Below are 17,664 nucleotides of genomic sequence, written 5' to 3' on the forward strand. Positions count from 1 at the left end.
GCCAGCCTCGTAACGATCGCTTATAGTCTGTCCATGCGCCACTTGAGACGTCACATGAATGTCAAACGACTCTTTCCTCTGATGCTGACGACGGCTCTGGCCGCGTCACCCGTATTCTTCATTCCCTGGCATGCTGCGCATGCACAGTCTGCCGACGATGCGGAAGCGGAACAGGAAGCCGAAGAGGCGCAGAAGAAAGCCGAAGCCCGTCGCGCCGCCAAGGCTGCGGCGCCCCCATCGGCTCTTCCCGGCGCTGACTCCCAGGAATCGGATGCGGGGCACGCCAATGTCGACCTCAATCCGACAGAGGCTCTGTTCGATTCCATCAATCGTGGCTCGCTGAACGCTGCCAAAGAAGCGCTTAATCGTGGTGCGGATATGAACGCCAAGAACGTTTTGTTCCAGACACCGCTCGACATGGCCATCGACCTGAACCGCAAGGACATCATGTTCCTGCTTCTGTCGATGCGTAACTATGGCGATAACGGCTTTGCCACCGAAACCACCCATTCGCAGATCGACACCGATTCAAAGGGCAATGGTCATCTGACCATCAAGGGCAAGGGCCGCAAAGGCGCCTCGGCTATGGCCGTCTCGACCAAGCCCCGTTTCGACGTTTCCGGTGGTCAGCCCCAGCCCGCCATCGGGTTCCTCGGTTTCGGCGGGCGCTGAGCCTCCTTCCGAACCGGCTGTTTACACGGGGCTCTCCCCCGTTCCCCGGAAAAGGGCTCGCCCCTTTCATCCCGATTCACTTCAAACCGATTTGCAAAGGGCGACCGGCCTTTAACGGGGCGCGGGGCTGGGCCCCGCGTTAACCAACGTTGCGAAGCGGCGTCTGAGCCTGCTCGGTGCGCAGGATATCGATTTGCAGCACCTCGCCCTGACGCTCGAAATACCAGAATGTCCAGCCGTTGCAGGAAGGCGCGTTGGTCAGCAGCGCACCCATCTTGTGGATGGAGCCGCGATGAGGGCCGGAAACGAGGCTGCCATCCGGCATGACGGTCGCGCTGAGGCGACGCTGGCGGTCGAACAGCTCGGTACCCGCGGGAAGCGCGCCCTGCTCGACGAAACTGCCAAACGGAATACGCGGCAATTCGCGCTTGGCGGGTGTGATCGCGAGCTGATCATCCGGCAGGCGCGTTTCGGCCTCGACGCGGGCGCGGGCCGCCTCAATATAATCAGGATGCCGCTCGATACCGATGAAGCGTCGGCCTAGACGCTTGGCCATGGCAGCGGTGGTGCCACTGCCCGAAAAAGGATCGAGCACGATGTCATCGACAACGGTGGAGGCGATCAGCACGCGATGAAGCAGGCTTTCCGGCTTCTGGGTCGGGTGAAGCTTCAAACCATGGGCGTTACGCAGACGCTCATTGCCCGTGCAGAGCGGCAGATACCAGTCACTGCGCATCTGCATATCGTCATTGAGCGCCTTCATGGCCTGATAATTGAAGCGGTATTTGCTCTCGGGGCCGCGCGCTGCCCAGATCAGGGTCTCATGGGCATTGGTAAAGCGACGACCACGGAAATTCGGCATCGGGTTGGCCTTGCGCCAGACGATGTCGTTCAGGATCCAGAACCCGAGATCCTGCATGATGGCACCCAGACGAAAGACATTGTGATACGAGCCGATCACCCAGATCGTGCCGTCCTTGGTCAGGAGACGACGGGCCTCGGCCAGCCATTCGCGGGTGAAATTGTCGTAGGTGGCGTAATCGGCAAATTTGTCCCAGGCATCGTCAACGCCATCGACAATGCTCTCATCGGGACGGCGCAACTCGCCACGCAGCTGCAGATTATACGGCGGATCGGCGAAAATACAGTCGATGCTGGCATCGGGCAGGCTGCGCATCGTATCGATGCACTCACCGCACAGGATCTGATCAAGAGGAAAATCCTGCATTAGATGGCTCCGACCGGTTGGGCTGCGCAAGCGAGATGGGCGCGTATGGGGGCAAATTCGCGCCGATGATGGGGGGTAACGCCGGCCAGTTTCAGACCGGCCATGTGCAGGGCCGTGCCGTAACCGGCATTCTTTTCCCAACCATAGGCATTGTGGCGCTCGGAGAGGCGCGTCATGAGCCGGTCACGCGTGACCTTGGCAATAATGGAGGCACCGGCGATCGAAAGGCTCTTGCGATCACCGCCGACCACGGCAACGGACGGGCAGCCCAGATCGGGAAGACGGTTGCCGTCGACGAGCGCGCAATCCGGTACGATGCCCAGATGCTGCAAGGCACGCTGCATGGCGAGATGGCACGCCTTACCGATATTGATCGCCTCGATTTCCGCAACCGAGGCCGCACCAAGCCCGACGCGCACCGATGGCGCCTGCATCAGGGCGGCGTAGGCGGCGTCGCGCCGCTTTGCACTCAGCTTCTTTGAATCATCGATCAGTGCCGCCAGAGCGGCGACGGGAGGTGTCATAAAAAGCAGGGCCGCAGCAATAACGGGACCGGCGAGAGGGCCGCGACCGACCTCATCGAGACCCACCACGCTCTTTTCAGGTGCCCCATTGGCAGATTCGAGCGCGTAGTCTGGCATGAGCGGTCGCAAGATCCTTGACGGAGAAAAACAAGACGGACTGCCCGAGTCGCACAGTCATACGAATCGTATTTGAATCACCCGAATCGCGCTGTAAACCCCCACGGCGCGTCGCTGATTCTTTTTTCTTCTGTCAATACGAAGAAAGGGGACCGCATCACTGCGATCCCCTCCCCGAAATACGGCCTTGTGAGGCGGTATTATTTCTTCTTGGAGCGACCAAAGAAAATCGCGCCGAGGATGGTGCCGACCAGAATGGCGACGCTGAGAGAAATCAGCGGGCGGTCCTGCACAAAGGCGGTTGCCTTTTCGAGCGTGGTCTCGGCATCATCGTAAAGATCGGCGAATTCCTGCTGGGCCATGCCGGAAAGCTGATCGACCTTGCCTTCGGCCTGAAGTTTGGCGTCGCCCGTCAGCCCACCGGCGGCATCCTTCAGACGGCCCTTGGCTTCATCGAGCAGGCCTTCACCTTTTTTTTCAACTGCATCGGCCATTGTCATAATCCTTTCACTAAACGGACTCAAAAACATCCGTGACGGTAAGAGCAACGACGCATAAGCAAAACGGTTTCGTTCGACTACACGCAATATCGAAAGCCATGCGGCGATGCGATGTAACGCAGTGTGTTTTGAATTGTTTCGTCATTGAACTAGAATTTAGCTGACGTCATGATAGGGCGGCCTCAAATAACGTATGTCTCAGACACCAGAATGCGCATGTGACCGCTCCTGGATTTGGGTGATGGAAGACGAGAAGAGATGACTGACCAGACGGGCCCCGATAGGACCCAGCCTGCGCGCCATACTGCGCCCCATGCCTCAGCTTCGCCCGCACCGGGCAAGCCGCGCCGGAGGCGCCGCCTGTTCTTCGTGCTTGGCGGGATAATCATTCTGCTTCTTGCCGTCGCGTTTCTGCGCCCGCACAGCGCAACCCATCACGCAGGCCGAGGCAGCCACAAGAGCGGGGCAAGCGCACAGCGCAACACCGAGGCGAGTCCGGTCGCTGTGGCGGTGGTCAAGACGGGCGACATGCCTGAAATCCTGACCGAGCTCGGCACGGTTGTGCCTATCACCAATGTGACGGTGCAGGCGCGCGTCAGCGGCTACATCATGAATGTCGAATTCAAGGAAGGGCAGCACGTCAAGGCAGGTGACGAGCTGGTGCTGATCGATCCGCGCCCCTATCAGGTCGCTCTCGAACAGCAGCTCGGCACCCTCAAGCAGGACCAGGCGCAGCTCGCCGATGCCCGCATCAATGCCGGTCGTTATGACAAGCTGATCAAGCAGAACTCGATCGCCGCCATGACCGCCATCGACGCACAATACAAGGTCCAGCAGCTCGAAGGCACGGTCAAGCTTGATCAGGCCAATGTCGATAATGCCCGCCTGAACCTCTATTACTGTCATATCATCGCCCCCGTTGACGGGCGCGTGGGTATTCGTGCTGTGGATATGGGCAATTATTTTGCGGCAGGACAATCCGGCGGTCTGACGATTCTTACACAGATGCAGCCCATATCGGTCATCTTCACCCTGCCTCAGGACCAGTTGCCACAAGTCATGGACCGCTTGCGTAAGGTGGGTGAGTTGCCGGTTGAGGCATGGGACAGCGCCAATCTGAACAAGATCGCCACCGGCACGGTCAAGGCCGTCGACAGCCAGATCGACACAGCGACGGGCACGGTGCGTATGCGCGCCATCTTCTCCAATGAGGACGAGCACCTCTTCCCGAACCAGTTTGTGAATGCCCGCCTGCTAGTCGATACGCTGCACGACGTGATCCTGCTCTCGTCCAACGCCCTGCAAACCGGGCCGGACGGGCAGTTCGTCTATGTGGTCAAGGACGACAACACGGTAGAAATGCGCAACGTCACCACGGGCATAGCGAGCAATGACGTGACCGTCATCAAGACAGGCCTCAAGCTGGGCGAGCGCGTGGTGACCGATGGTACCAACCATCTGCGCCCCGGCGCGAAGGTCAGCATCCCGGCTGACGATGCCAGCAAAAACGACGACAAGAGTGACGGCAAGGCCACCGCGCCTTCTGCCCCTGCCGCCAAGCCCGCGCAGTAAGCCCGCCCATGAACCCGTCACGCCTCTTTATCGATCGTCCGGTCGCAACCTCGCTGCTGATGCTGGCGATCATGCTGACCGGGTTTCTCGGCTATCACTTCCTGCCGATTTCGGCCCTCCCCCAGGTCGAATATCCGACCATAACGGTCTCGACCTTCTATCCGGGTGCTGGCCCGGATGTGATGGCCACTTCTGTCACGGCACCGCTTGAGACGCAGCTCGGCCAGATGCCAGGGCTCGACCAGATGACCTCGCAGTCTTCTGGTGGCGCCTCTGTCATCACGCTGCGCTTCGGGCTCGACATGTCGATGGATATCGCCGAGCAGGAGGTGCAGGCGGCTATCAATCAGTCCAATTCGCTGCTGCCCACCGACCTTCCGGCCCCGCCGATCTATGCGAAGGTCAACCCGGCCGACACCCCCGTTCTCACGCTTGGCATCACCTCGCGCACCCTGCCGCTTACCGAAGTGCAGGATTTCGTGAATACGCGCCTGCAACAGCGCGTCAGTCAGATTTCGGGCGTCGGTCTCGTCACCCTTTCGGGTGGCAATCGCAAGGCCATTCGCGTTCGGCTCAATATTCCCAAACTGACCTCCTACGGCATCGCCATCGATACGGTCCGCACCACCATCGGCACGGTCAATATCAACTCGCCGACAGGCACGTTCGACGGACCGCATCGCTCGACCACGCTGCGCATTGACGGGCAGATCTCCTCTGTCGATCAGTTGATGAACCAGATCATCGCCTATCAGAATAACGGCCCGATCCGCCTGCGCGATGTCGGCACCGTAGTTCAGGGGCCCGAAAACGATCAGCTCGCCGCCTGGTCGGACAAGACCCCGGCCCTCATCCTGAACGTTCAGCGTCAGCCCGGCGCCAATGTGATTTCTGTGGTCGATAACGTGCTGGCCGTGCTGCCGGAGCTGCGCAAGACCCTGCCCCCGGGTATCGAGATCACCCCGCTGACCGACCGCACCACCACAATCCGTGCTTCGGTGTCGGATGTGGAATTCGAGCTGGCCATGGCCATGCTGCTCGTTGTCGCGGTGATCTTTGTCTTCCTGTTCAACGTGCCTGCCACGATCATTCCGAGCCTGAGCGTGCCGCTCTCGCTCATCGGCACACTGGCGGTGATGTATCTGCTCAATTTCTCGCTCGACAACCTTTCGCTGATGGCCCTGACCATCGCGACCGGCTTCGTGGTCGATGATGCCATCGTCGTAATCGAGAACATCGCGCGCTATATCGAGATGGGCGAAGATCGCTATACGGCGGCCGTGAAAGGCTCACAGGAAATCGGCTTCACCATCATCTCGCTGACGGTCTCGCTGATTGCCGTGCTGATTCCGCTGCTGTTCATGAGCGATGTCGTGGGGCGCCTGTTCCACGAATTCGCCATGACGCTCGCCATCACCATCGTAATCTCGGCCATCGTCTCCATCACCCTCGTGCCGATGATGTGCGCCCGCCTTCTCAGCGAACGCCCGCATGATGCCGAGCATGGCACACGCTTCCAGCGTCTGGCCGCCAAGGTGGGCAACGGCATCGACCGGGTGATCGCAGGCTATGCCCGCTGGCTAGATTTCGTGCTGCGCCACCAGACTGCCACGCTCATCGTGGCGCTGGGCACTTTCGTGCTGACTTTCGTGCTGGCAATGGCCATTCCCAAAGGTTTCTTCCCCCGTCAGGATACGGGCGTAGTGCAGGGCATTACGGAAATGGCGCAGGCCATTTCGTTCGACAGCATGAAGAAGCATCAGGAAGCGGTCATTGCCGAGGTCCTGAAAGACCCCGACGTTGCGAGCGTATCGAGCTTCGTCGGTGTCGACGGGCAGAACATGACGCTCAATGTCGGGCGTATGCTGATCAATCTCAAACCGCTGGAGCAGCGCACGAGCGGGCTTTCGGCCATTCTTGCCCGTCTGGCAGTCAATGGCAGTTCGACACCTGGCGCGCGCTCTATCTGCAGCCTGTTCAGGATCTATCGCTCGATTCAACGGTTTCGGCCACGCAGTATCAGTTTCTGCTCGAAAACCCTGATTACGAGACGTTCAAGATCTGGGTGCCGAAGCTTCTGACCGCGCTTCAGAGCGAACCCGCTCTGGCAGATGTAACCTCTGACCTTCAGGCAGAGGGCCTTGTGGCGCACGTCAATCTCGATCGCACCAATGGCGCACGCTATTCGATCACGCCGCAGACCATCGACAATCTGCTTTATGACAGCTACGGCCAGCGCCAGATTTCGACCATCTACACGCAGTCAAACCAGTATCGCGTCATTCTCGAGACCGAGCCGCGCTTCCAGCATGATCTGGCGAGCCTGAACCAGCTCTATCTGCCCGGCATTTCGAGCGAAGCCGGCCAAAGCTCTTCAGGCCCTACCCGTCTGCCGACATCGGGTCTCGTGCCGCTGCATCAGGTGACGACCATCACCAAGGGTCTGGCACCGCTGCTCATCACGCATTTCGGGCAGTTCCCGGCAACCACGATCTCGTTCAACGTCGCCGAGGGCTATTCGCTCGGCGCTGCGACGAACGCCATCGATGATGCAGCTTCCAGCATCGGCCTGCCGCCTGCTTTCCAGAGCGCATTTCAGGGTACGGCGGCAGCCTTCCGTTCGTCGCTCGGCAATGAGCTGTATCTTGTCATCGCGGCTCTGCTGGCGGTCTATATCGTGCTGGGTGTGCTCTATGAGAGCTTCATCCATCCCATCACGATTCTGTCTACGCTCCCCTCCGCCGCCATCGGCGCACTGCTCGCACTCTCGCTCTGCGGCATGGATCTGGATGTGATGGGCATTATCGGCATCGTGCTGCTGATCGGCATCGTGAAGAAAAACGCCATCATGATGATCGATTTCGCGCTGGAGGCCGAGCGTCTCGACGGGCTGGCGCCACTCGATGCGATCCGCCGCGCCGCCCTGCTGCGTTTCCGCCCGATCCTCATGACCACACTGGCCGCGTTCTTTGGCGCGCTGCCGCTCGTGCTGGGCCAGGGTGTCGGTTCGGAACTGCGCCGTCCGCTGGGTGTCGCGATCGTGGGCGGACTGCTGCTGTCCCAGCTTCTGACCCTTTTCACCACACCGGTCATCTATCTGCTGATGGATCGCATCGCAGCAGCCACGCGCCGACGTTTCGGTATGCGCAGCATGTCGGAGCGACTTGCTGAACAGGGTGGCGAGTGAACATCACCCGCCCCTTTATTCTGCGTCCGGTCGCGACCTCGCTCCTGACCGTTGCGATGCTGATCGCCGGTCTGCTGGCCTACACGATGCTGCCCGTGGCCGATCTGCCCAATGTGGATATGCCGGTCATCATGGTGCAGGCGCAGCAGGCCGGTGGGTCACCCACCGAAATCGCCAGCACCATTGCAGCCCCGCTGGAGCGCCATCTGGGCGCCATTGCGGGACTGTCTGAAATGACCTCGCAATCGATGGTCAATCAGGCACGAATCATTCTGCAATTCGACCTTTCGCGCGATATCAACGGCGCCGCACGCGACGTCGAGGCCGCCTTGCAGGCGGCACGCGCCGACCTGCCCACCACGCTGCGCACCAATCCGAGCTATCAGAAAGCCAATCCGAATGGCGCGCCCATTCTGGTCATGGCGCTGACCTCACCGACCAAAACCCCGGCCAAGCTGTATGACGAGGCCACCAATGTACTGCAGCAGCAGCTCAGCCAGGTTCAGGCGTCGGCGAGGTCGAGGTGGGCGGTGGCGCGTTGCCTGCCGTGCGTGTCGAGGTCAACCCACTTCTGCTTTACAAATACGGCATCGGCTTTGAAGACGTGCGTGCGTCTCTGGCCTCGGCCAATGCAAACACACCCAAGGGCTTCATCGATTCCAACGGGTTTCGCTTCACGCTCGATACGAATGATCAGGCAGAAAAAGCCCAGGCCTATCGCGATCTGATCATCGCCTATCGCAATGCGCGCCCCGTGCGCCTGTCGAGCGTTGCAGAGATCAATGACAGTGTCGAGAACCTGCGCACTCTTGGCGTTTACAACGGCCAGCGCGCTGTCGTGGGGCTGGTCTTCGCGCAGGCAGGAGCGAATGTCGTCAAGACCACGGATGAGATCAAGGCACGCCTGCCGCTCATCCGCGCTGCCCTGCCGCCCGATATCGATCTGCACATCGCTGTCGATCGCTCTCTGACCATCCGCGCCGCGCTGGACGACACGAAGCTGACGCTCATCCTCGCCGTTGTGCTGGTTGTGCTGGTTGTGCTGGTCTTCCTGCAATCGGCGCCGGCTATTCTCGTGCCGGCCATCGTGGTGCCGACCTCGATCATCGCGACTTTCGCGGCGATGAAACTGATGGGCTATCAGCTCGACAACATGTCGCTGATGGCGCTTACCATCTCGACCGGCTTCGTCGTCGATGACGCCATCGTGGTGCTGGAAAACATCACCCGCTATCTCGAAAAGGGTTTGTCGCCGCTCCAGGCTGCGCTGACCGGAGCTGGTGAAGTCGCCTTCACCGTCGTCTCCATCACCCTGTCGCTGATTGCGGTTTTCGTGCCTATCATTCTACTGGGCGGCATCGCCGGGCGTCTGTTCCACGAGTTTGCCATGACCATCTCGATCACATTGGTGATCTCGATGATCCTGTCACTGTCGCTCACCCCCATGATCTGCGCGCTTCTTCTCCGCCCGGCGAAAGAGCATCACAAGCGTGCCCGTATTGCGATCTTTCTCGACCGACAGATCACCCGCATCACCGATGGCTATGTGGTTTCGCTAGACTGGTCCTTGCGCCATCGCTGGCTGATGCTGCTGAGCCTGCCTCTGACGCTGTTCATCGCCGGGGCCCTGTTCGTGAAAATGCCCAAAGGGTTTTTCCCCGACGAGGATACGGGACTGATGATGGGACACATCATCGGCGACCAGTCGTCATCCTTCAGCCAGATGAGCGAAAAGACCTATGCGGTGGCGAAAACGGTCTCGAAAGACCGGGATGTGGCAGCGATCGTCGGGTTTCTGGGAGGACGACAGGCCAACCAGACCAATCTTTTCGCTTCGCTCAAGGATAAATCCGAGCGCAATGACACTGTAACCCAGACCATCGAGCGACTGGGCCATAAATTCAGCAAGATGGTCGGCGCCGAGATCTTCTTCATGGCGCCGGGTGCCGTGCGTGCCGGCGCGCGTGGGGGCAATGCCTCTTATCAATATGCACTGCAAGGCCCCGACGCCGACGAGCTTTTTGCCCTGACGCCAAAAGTGGTCGAGGCTTTCCAGAAGCTGCCCGAACTGATGGATGTCTCTTCCGATCTCAGCGAAGGCGGCTCGGCGCTTGATGTGAAGATCAATCGCGATCTTTCCTCACGCTTTCAGATCACGCCGCAGCTCGTCTCGAATATCCTGTTCGACGCCTATGGTCAGCGCGCAGCCTCGGTCATCTACAAGCCTATCAACCAGTATCGCGTGATCATGGAGGCTGCGCCTCGCTTCTGGAAAGACCCGACCTCACTCAACCAGGTCTGGATCAGCACCTCAGGCGGCACAGCGGCGGGCAGTGTAGCGACCAACCGTATTCGCGTGGTGACGACCAGCACGGATTCGACCAGCGTCTCGACTGCGGACTCCAATTATCAGAACCAGATGGCCAATAGTCTGGCAGGGGGCAGCAATGCCTCATCGGGCTCTGCCGTAGCGACCAGCAGCGAAACCATGGTGCCGCTTTCTCTCACCTCGCATGTCCTGCCGGGCACGACGGCGTTGAGCGTCAATCATCAGGGGCAGTCTGTCGCTACCACCATCTCGTTCAATCTGCGTCAGGGCGTATCGCTTGGTGACGCCGTGACAGCCATCAATGCGGCGCTGATCAAGCTGCATGTGCCCTCCGACATACAGGGCGGGTTTGCGGGCAATGCGGCGCTGTTCCAGAAATCGGTCAATGACGAGCCGCTTTTAATCCTCGCTGCACTGGCGGCAGTCTATATCGTGCTGGGCGTGCTCTATGAGAGCCTCGTGCATCCCATCACCATTCTCTCCACCCTGCCCTCGGCTGGTGTCGGCGCCATTCTGGCCTTGCAGATCTTTGGCGAGGAATTCTCGCTCATCGCCATGATCGGGGTGATTCTGCTGATCGGTATCGTCAAGAAAAACGCCATCATGCTCATCGATTTCGCCATGCAGGCGCAGCGCGAAGGCGCCACGCCGGAAGAGGCCATCCGCATGGCGAGCGCGCTGCGTTTCCGCCCCATTATCATGACCTCGCTCGCCGCAGCCCTCGGGGCGGTTCCGTTGATCATTGCCAATGGTTATGGTGCAGAACTGCGCCGTCCCCTCGGCATTTCCATTCTCGGTGGTCTGGTGGTCAGCCAGGCCCTCACCCTTTACAGCACGCCCGCCGTGTTCCTGACGCTCGATGCCATGGGACGCGCGGTCAAACGTCGCCTTCATTCTCTCTTCGTATTTTTCCGCCCGCGCCATCAGGATCAGATTCAAGGATGACTACCTTTCCGTCCCGCTCAGCTCGACGCTTCAGCCTCCTTGCCGCATGTTGCACGCCCCTGCTTGCAGGGTGCTTCATGGTCGGTCCTGACTATCACCGCCCCCATGCCGTGATCTCGGCCAAATTCAAGGAAGCCCCCAAGCCTCCGCCGCTGGGGCGTGGCCCAGCCGCAACTGGCCGAGGCCTCGAAGGGCGCATGGTGGGAGATCTATCACGACCCCCAGCTGAACTGGCTTGAGTCGCAGGTCGCGATATCGAACCAGAACGTCAAGCAATATGAGGCGCAGTATCGCAAGGCCGAAGCGACGATCGATTCGATTCGCGCCCAGCTTTTCCCGACGCTGTCAGGCAATTTCAGCTTCAGTCGCAATGCACAGGGCAGCGGCTCGCGCAGTGCCAGCTCTGGCTCTGTCGTGAGCTACTCGTCGACGACGACAGCCAACACCTGGAATACCGGCCCCTCCGCTTCCTGGACACTCGATGTATGGGGGCGTATCCGCAGGCAGATCCAGCAGCAGGTTACCGCTACCCAGGCTAGCGCCGCCGATCTGGCCAATGCGCAGCTTTCCTATCAATCGCAGCTGGCCAACGCCTATTTCAACCTGCGCTATCAGGATAGCCTCAAGAAGCTCTATCTCGATAACGTCGGCTATTTCCAGCAGGCTCTGACCATTGTGCAAAACCAGGTCGATGCTGGCGTCACCGATCCCAGTTCGCTCTGGCAGGCCCGTTATCAGTTGCAGCAGACCCAGGCCCAGGCCACGCAGGCGGGTGTCGCCCGCGCACAATACGAACACGCCATTGCCGTGCTGATCGGCAGGGCGCCTTCCGATCTGACGATCCCCGTTGGCGCCCTGCCGCTGACGCTGCCGACACCACCAGCGGCTGTACCCTCGATCCTGTTGCAGCGCCGCCCCGATATCGCAGCGGCCGAGCGTAACATGGAAGGGTATAACGCCGAGATCGGCTATTATATCGCCGCCTTCTATCCCGAGATTTCGGTCAGCGCGTCTTATGGTTACAGCGGCAATCCCCTTCAGACATTGATCCAGGCTGCAACGCGCTTCTGGTCGCTCGGGGCCGCGTCAACAGAGACGCTGTTCAATGGTGGCGCCCGCACCGCCGCCGTGCGTTCGGCCCGAGCCGATTACGACGCCTCGGTTGCCACCTACCGTCAAACCGTGCTGACAGCCCTTCAGGGAGTGGAGGATAACCTCTCCAACCTGCGTATTCTGGACGAACAGCTGATCCAGCAGGACGTCGCCGTGAAATCCGCTCAGGAAGCGGTTCGCGTCTCGATGAACGAATATATTGCCGGCACCCAGACCTACACGACCGTGCTTACCAGCCAGCAAAGCGCTCTGAATTATGAAGTGCAGGCGCTCGGCATCCACCAGAACATCACCACCTCGCATGTCGATCTGATCGTGGCTCTTGGCGGCGGCTGGGATGTGTCGCAACTACCAAGCAAGGCATCCTTGCAGACGAATAATCCGCTTCTTCCGGAATTCCTGTCGAAAACGAAGCAATAAGCGTCCCTAGGGCAGGAAGATGCCTCACGCATAAAAAAAGGGGAAGGCCAAGCGGCCCTCCCCTTTTTTGTGTCTCACATCCGCTTGGACGGTCAGGTCACGGCCTTGCCAACAAACACCGCGATGACGAGAAACAGCACGAACAGCGCGATGAACAGGAAGAAAAGGATCTTCGCGATACCGGCGGAAGCGGCCGAGATACCGGTAAACCCGAACAGACCCGCGATGAGCGAGATGATCAGAAAGAAAATAGCAAGCTTGAGCATAGGAGAGCCCTCATTGTTCCGTTCGGGGTCAACGCGATCTCGCAATGAAAGTTCGCTTCAGTTCCAGCCTCTTTGATCACCAATCGACGCGTCGGGGCCGGTGGCTCAGCCATAATTTCCAGCACGGGAAAGACATGACTGTGCCAGAGGCTGGTAGCCGGTCGCTCACGCCGCCGAACGGCAGAGCACTGGTCTTATTCCTCTCTTGATGAGCAAGCTTGCAAGAGGGAGATGAGGAAATTTCAGGTTCGGGATCGCATGGCGTCGGATGCTCGAGAGTCTTGCGCCCCCCATCACTGAGCGTTCCTGCCGAAAGCGCTTATGTAGAAGCGTCTCCCAACCTCGATCCATCGCGTGAGGAGAGCAGGCCGTGCGCAGGTGCCATCCCGACTACCCCCAAGGAAGAAACAGGAAGGCCAGGCTCCTCCACCGCGCACCAGGCCAGACTGCATGCCAAGACTAGAAAACCGAAAAGGCGCCGCTGAGTCCCCTCAGCGACGCCTTGGATCACGCAGAATCGGTAAGAGGCTCAGTGACCCACGGCTGTAATGCTCTCGCCCCGCGCCAGGCTTCCTGAGTATAGCGGCGTGCTTCATCAGAAATGCGAAGCGTCACTGTCATGCCCGCAGCGGCAAGATAGATCAGCGCGAAGGCCCAGATGATGCCTTCCATCCCGAAGCCGAACACGCTCCCGCAGATGCCGGCGATGGCCGGGCCGACCCACGTGCTGGCGCCCGCGCCGAGACCGAGGATCGACAGAGCAGCCGCCTTCTCCTTCGGGCAGATCTGCGGCATCAGGCCAGAGAGCGGCACGAACGCGGCGACCGTCGCGCCGTAAAAAATGCCAACAGCAGCAGCCGCTGCGAAATTACCCGGATACCAGACAGGCACATAGTAAAAGAGCGGAATGGAAACGAAGCCCCCAATGCCGCCGAACACAGCAACAATGAAGCGATGACCCAGCGCATCAGCGAGCATGCCTGAAACAAGATTGAAAAGGATGTTGCTGAGGAAGATCAGCGACAGCAGATTCAACCACTGTCCCTGAGTAAAGCCCAGATGGTCGATAAAGAAGGCCGGCATGATGGCCAGGAAGGCGTATTCCGACGAGGTGTCGATCGTGCGTACGACACCTGCGATAAGCGTTTTGGGCTCGCGCCACATGATGCTGATCGAGCCGAAGAAGATATCCTTCGTGCTGACATGATCAGGCAACAGGCGCTTCTCGCCCGTCGGCTCATGCGTAAACAGAAGCGCTACGAGGCCGCCAAGAATGACGAGGCCGAGCGAGCACCAGAAAGTGGCCAGTTCGCCGATAGCGGGGATGGCGTAACGCGCAAATTGTGAACCGAGCGTCGGCAGACCGGCTGAGAAGGAAAACCAGAACCAGCCCGCTGCAGAGCCCAGCATATTGGCGGGTGTCGCCGCAGCGATCCACACCAGGAAGCCATAGGCGAAGAGCGGATAGGCAAACCCGCGCAGCTGTAGAACAGGATGGTCATCGGGAAGTTGTTGGGCCCGAGACCGAGTGTCAGAAGCCCGACTTCGAGCACGGCCCAGAGAATCAGGCCGATCCACATGACCTTTTTCGGCCCGTAGAGATCCGAAAGCGGGCCCGAGAACCAGGCCGAGATCATCACCGTTATGCCATAAGTGGTGAACAGCAGGTTCACGTCACCCTGCGTGTGGCCGTTATGGAGCATGAAGGTGTCGAGATAGCCAGCTTCTACGCCGTCGCCGATCATGAACAGCAACAGACCGACGAAGCCGAAGAAAAGGGGCCGTGGAATGCCAAGGATCTCTGCGATCCCGCGTCTCTGGGTGGTGCTTGCCTCAGACAAAGAAGCTCTCCTGTATCTACACGCAGCGCGAGCCTTACCGGACCTCATTGCCCAGGGCAGCATGGGATGCGTGGTGACTGGTCCTACGAGAGTGCTCGGACCGTATGGGGGGCAGGATCGTTGAACGCGCCTGCGCGTCCAGATATCCGCCCTGACATCGCGATTCCGTGAGAATACGGCACCGCGCTCCAATCTGATCAGAAATCCCACGCTTGACGCTCGGATTGATCAGATTGACTTCCTGCGAAGCTCTTAAACGATTTGAGAGGAATTTGTAAGCCAAAAACAAAAAAGGCCGGACAGTTCCCTGCCCGGCCCTTTCCGCAAAGACTGAAGCGTATAGCCTCAGGCAGCCATCGGCTCTTCACCGGACTGGTTGATCACCGGGCCGCTATCCTTGCCCTTGGCGTCGACATCGCGATCAACCATTTCGACAACGGCCATATCGGCATTGTCGCCATAGCGAACGCCAGCCTTTAGAACGCGGGTGTAACCACCCGAACGACCCTGATAGCGCTCTGCAATGGTCGAGAACAGCTTGGTAACGATGGTCTCGTCACGCAGCTGCGCAAAAGCCTGACGGCGGGCATGGAGTGTGCCACGCTTGCCGAGGGTGATCAGCTTCTCGACAACTGGGCGAATTTCCTTCGCCTTGGGCAGCGTCGTCGTGATCTGCTCGTGCTTGATGATAGCCACGGCCATGTTGCGAACATGGCAGCGCGGTGGGTCGAGGTAACATTGAGCTTACGCCCAGCAACACCATGACGCATGATCGGGTTTCCTTACTCTACTTTCTTCCGGATCGGGCTCAGAACGTCTCGTCGAGACGCTTTGCCAGGTCCTCAATGTTCTCGGGAGGCCAGGCCGGAACATTCATGCCCAGCGACAGACCCATGGAAGTCAAGACTTCCTTGATTTCATTCAGCGACTTGCGCCCGAAATTCGGCGTGCGCAGCATTTCCTGTTCGGATTTCTGCACGAGGTCGCCGATATAGACGATGTTGTCGTTCTTCAGGCAGTTCGCGCTACGAACGGAGAGTTCGAGCTCGTCAACCTTGCGAAGCAGGTTACGGTTGAACGGCAGGTCGTCACGCGGCTCTTCCTGACGGACCGGGCGCGGCTCATCGAAGTTGATGAACAGCTGCAGCTGGTCCTGAAGGATGCGCGCTGCGAGAGCGAGGCTGTCTTCCGGCGTGACCGCACCATTCGTTTCGACCGTAAGCAGAAGCTTGTCGTAATCGGTGACCTGACCCACGCGGGTCGGCTCGACCTTGTACGAGACCTTGCGCACCGGCGAGTAGATCGCATCGATGGGAATAAGCCCGATCGGCGCGTCTTCCGGACGGTTTGCAGCAGCCGGCACGTAGCCCTTGCCCATGTTCACCGTGAATTCCATGCCGAGCTTCACGCCGTCATCGAGCGTGCAGATCACGAGGTCGGGGTTCATGATCTCGATATCATGACCGGCCTGGATCTGGCCTGCACGCACTTCGCCGGGGCCAGTAGCCGTCAGCACCATACGCTTGGGGCCTTCGCCATGCATACGCAGGGCAAGCTGCTTGATGTTCAGCACGATATCCGTCACGTCCTCGCGGACGCCCGGCACGGACGAGAACTCATGCAGCACGCCGTCGATCTGGATCGCCGTCACAGCGGCGCCCTGAAGCGAAGACAGCAGAACGCGACGGATCGCGTTGCCGAGCGTCATGCCAAAACCACGCTCCAGCGGCTCGGCGATCACCGTGCTGTCTGCGTGGGCACGGAGCCGGGCGCGACTTCCAGCTTTTCCGGCTTGATAAGGGACTGCCAGTTCTTCTGGAGGACCAATGTCGTGGCCTTTCAAACAACTTGTCCCGCTGGGACCCAACGGAACATCAACCGCGCCGGAGCGCGGTCAGAACGTGCCGGTGGTCTCTCCCGAGGAAGAAACCACCTACGGACGGGTGGTGACAGACAAGCAGCCCTCGAAAGGGCCGCAGTCAATCAGACGCGACGACGCTTGCGCGGACGGCAGCCGTTATGCGGCACCGGGGTCATGTCGCGGATCGACGTGATCGAGAACCCGACGGCCTGAAGGGCGCGCAGGGCGCTCTCACGGCCCGAACCCGGACCCGAAACTTCGATTTCCAGCGTCTCCATGCCGTGATCGCGTGCCTTGCGGCCTGCGTCTTCAGCAGCGACCTGGGCAGCATACGGGGTCGACTTGCGCGAGCCTTTGAAGCCCTGTGCGCCAGCCGAGGACCACGCAATGGAATTGCCCTGGGCGTCGGAGATGGTGATCATGGTGTTATTGAACGTCGAAAGAACGTGCGCGACACCAGAGATGATGTTCTTGCGCTCCTTCTTGCGGATACGCGGAGTTGCGGCCTTGGCCATAGTGAGGTCGTCCTGTCAATCTTGGCAATGAGCGAAGGGCAGAGGACAGCCTGTTGGGCCGCCACTCGCCACGATCCGCTTAAGATGCGCGAATTAGCGCGTAGCTTTCTTCTTACCGGCAATCGCCACGGCCTTGCCCTTGCGGGTACGGGCGTTCGTGTGCGTCCGCTGGCCGCGCACCGGCAGACCACGGCGATGACGCAGGCCACGATAGCAACCAAGGTCCATCAGACGCTTGATGTTCATCGCGGTTTCGCGGCGGAGGTCACCCTCGACGCGGTAGTCGCCATCGATCAGTTCGCGGATCTTCACGATCTCATCGTCGCTCAGCTCGTTAACGCGCTTCGCTTCAGGTACTTCGAGCTTGGAGCAGATTGCCTTCGCCGTCGACGGACCAATGCCGTAGATGTAGCTCAGGGCAATGACTACCCGCTTGTTCGTCGGAATATTTACGCCGGCAATACGCGCCACGCCACTCACTCCCTGCCTGACCGAAAAGGCCAGGCTCTCTTTTTGCTTCGACCCAAAGCCTGGGCCAGTTCAATCGAAACTGTTCAATCCGCTAAAGAATCGA

8 protein-coding genes and 6 pseudogenes are annotated in these 17,664 nt (G+C 59.7%); 5 read left to right on the top strand and 9 right to left on the bottom strand.

Going from position 1 to position 17,664, the window contains the following annotated elements:
- Window positions 1-81: 81 nt before the first annotated feature.
- Complete coding sequence (locus JCM25414_RS04855) at window positions 82-672, top strand: ankyrin repeat domain-containing protein (protein ID WP_242403378.1); 591 nt, start codon at window positions 82-84, stop codon at window positions 670-672.
- Between the two features lie 139 nt (window positions 673-811).
- Here JCM25414_RS04855 and JCM25414_RS04860 read toward each other — a convergent pair whose 3' ends face one another.
- The 3 genes from JCM25414_RS04860 to JCM25414_RS04870 form a co-directional block, all read right to left on the bottom strand.
- Entirely contained in the window at window positions 812-1,900 is a 1,089-nt protein-coding gene (locus tag JCM25414_RS04860) for a site-specific DNA-methyltransferase (protein WP_025840903.1), read from the bottom strand.
- Complete coding sequence (locus JCM25414_RS04865) at window positions 1,900-2,541, bottom strand: ribonuclease HII (protein WP_025840904.1); 642 nt, start codon at window positions 2,539-2,541, stop codon at window positions 1,900-1,902. The genes JCM25414_RS04860 and JCM25414_RS04865 overlap by 1 nt, the downstream gene beginning before the upstream one ends.
- Window positions 2,542-2,741: 200 nt before the next feature.
- Entirely contained in the window at window positions 2,742-3,035 is a 294-nt protein-coding gene (locus JCM25414_RS04870; RefSeq protein WP_025840905.1) for a CsbD family protein, read from the bottom strand.
- A gap of 264 nt (window positions 3,036-3,299) precedes the next feature.
- Between JCM25414_RS04870 and JCM25414_RS04875 the strand changes: the two genes are divergently transcribed.
- The 4 genes and pseudogenes from JCM25414_RS04875 to JCM25414_RS17285 all read left to right on the top strand — a co-directional run bounded on the left by JCM25414_RS04875 (window position 3,300) and on the right by JCM25414_RS17285 (window position 12,607).
- Window positions 3,300-4,613: an MdtA/MuxA family multidrug efflux RND transporter periplasmic adaptor subunit gene (locus JCM25414_RS04875; protein WP_025840906.1), complete on the top strand. Its 1,314-nt coding sequence runs from the start codon at window positions 3,300-3,302 to the stop codon at window positions 4,611-4,613.
- Window positions 4,614-4,621: 8 nt separating this feature from the next.
- Window positions 4,622-7,800 (top strand): annotated as a pseudogene (locus JCM25414_RS17275) (efflux RND transporter permease subunit).
- A pseudogene (locus JCM25414_RS24540) lies at window positions 7,797-11,074 on the top strand (efflux RND transporter permease subunit). The pseudogenes JCM25414_RS17275 and JCM25414_RS24540 overlap by 4 nt, the downstream one beginning before the upstream one ends.
- Window positions 11,071-12,607 (top strand): annotated as a pseudogene (locus tag JCM25414_RS17285) (efflux transporter outer membrane subunit). Before JCM25414_RS24540 ends, JCM25414_RS17285 begins: the two co-directional pseudogenes overlap by 4 nt.
- 92 nt (window positions 12,608-12,699) lie before the next feature.
- On the opposite strand, the gene JCM25414_RS22310 reads toward JCM25414_RS17285, so the two are convergent.
- The 6 genes and pseudogenes from JCM25414_RS22310 to rpsM all read right to left on the bottom strand — a co-directional run bounded on the left by JCM25414_RS22310 (window position 12,700) and on the right by rpsM (window position 17,561).
- Window positions 12,700-12,873, bottom strand: a complete 174-nt coding sequence (locus tag JCM25414_RS22310; RefSeq protein ID WP_023978976.1) for a DUF1328 domain-containing protein — start codon at window positions 12,871-12,873, stop codon at window positions 12,700-12,702.
- A 529-nt stretch (window positions 12,874-13,402) separates the two neighbouring features.
- Window positions 13,403-14,762: pseudogene (locus JCM25414_RS17290) on the bottom strand (MFS transporter).
- Window positions 14,763-15,059: 297 nt separating this feature from the next.
- Window positions 15,060-15,484: pseudogene (gene rplQ, locus JCM25414_RS17295) on the bottom strand (50S ribosomal protein L17).
- 38 nt (window positions 15,485-15,522) lie between these two features.
- Window positions 15,523-16,541 (bottom strand): annotated as a pseudogene (locus JCM25414_RS17300) (DNA-directed RNA polymerase subunit alpha).
- A 156-nt stretch (window positions 16,542-16,697) separates the two neighbouring features.
- The gene (gene rpsK, locus JCM25414_RS04915; RefSeq protein WP_023978981.1) at window positions 16,698-17,090 is read right to left on the bottom strand and encodes a 30S ribosomal protein S11; all 393 of its coding nucleotides are present in this window, start codon (window positions 17,088-17,090) and stop codon (window positions 16,698-16,700) included.
- A gap of 93 nt (window positions 17,091-17,183) precedes the next feature.
- A complete protein-coding gene (gene rpsM, locus JCM25414_RS04920) occupies window positions 17,184-17,561 on the bottom strand; it encodes a 30S ribosomal protein S13 (RefSeq protein ID WP_023978982.1) in 378 nt (125 codons plus the stop codon).
- Window positions 17,562-17,664 lie beyond the last annotated feature (103 nt).

The sequence above is a fragment of the Asaia platycodi JCM 25414 genome, from assembly GCF_000614545.1.
Taxonomy (GTDB): domain Bacteria; phylum Pseudomonadota; class Alphaproteobacteria; order Acetobacterales; family Acetobacteraceae; genus Asaia; species Asaia platycodi.

Bases quoted from the DNA above. Each gene is read 5' to 3' on its own strand.
- JCM25414_RS04875 (WP_025840906.1), top strand. From the start codon at position 3,300: ATGACTGACCAGACGGGCCCCGATAGGACCCAGCCTGCGCGCCATACT.
- JCM25414_RS22310 (WP_023978976.1), bottom strand. From the start codon at position 12,873: ATGCTCAAGCTTGCTATTTTCTTTCTGATCATCTCGCTCATCGCGGGT.
- rpsK (WP_023978981.1), bottom strand. From the start codon at position 17,090: ATGGCCAAGGCCGCAACTCCGCGTATCCGCAAGAAGGAGCGCAAGAAC.
- JCM25414_RS04870 (WP_025840905.1), bottom strand. From the start codon at position 3,035: ATGGCCGATGCAGTTGAAAAAAAAGGTGAAGGCCTGCTCGATGAAGCC.
- JCM25414_RS04865 (WP_025840904.1), bottom strand. From the start codon at position 2,541: ATGCCAGACTACGCGCTCGAATCTGCCAATGGGGCACCTGAAAAGAGC.
- JCM25414_RS04855 (WP_242403378.1), top strand. From the start codon at position 82: ATGCTGACGACGGCTCTGGCCGCGTCACCCGTATTCTTCATTCCCTGG.
- JCM25414_RS04860 (WP_025840903.1), bottom strand. From the start codon at position 1,900: ATGCAGGATTTTCCTCTTGATCAGATCCTGTGCGGTGAGTGCATCGAT.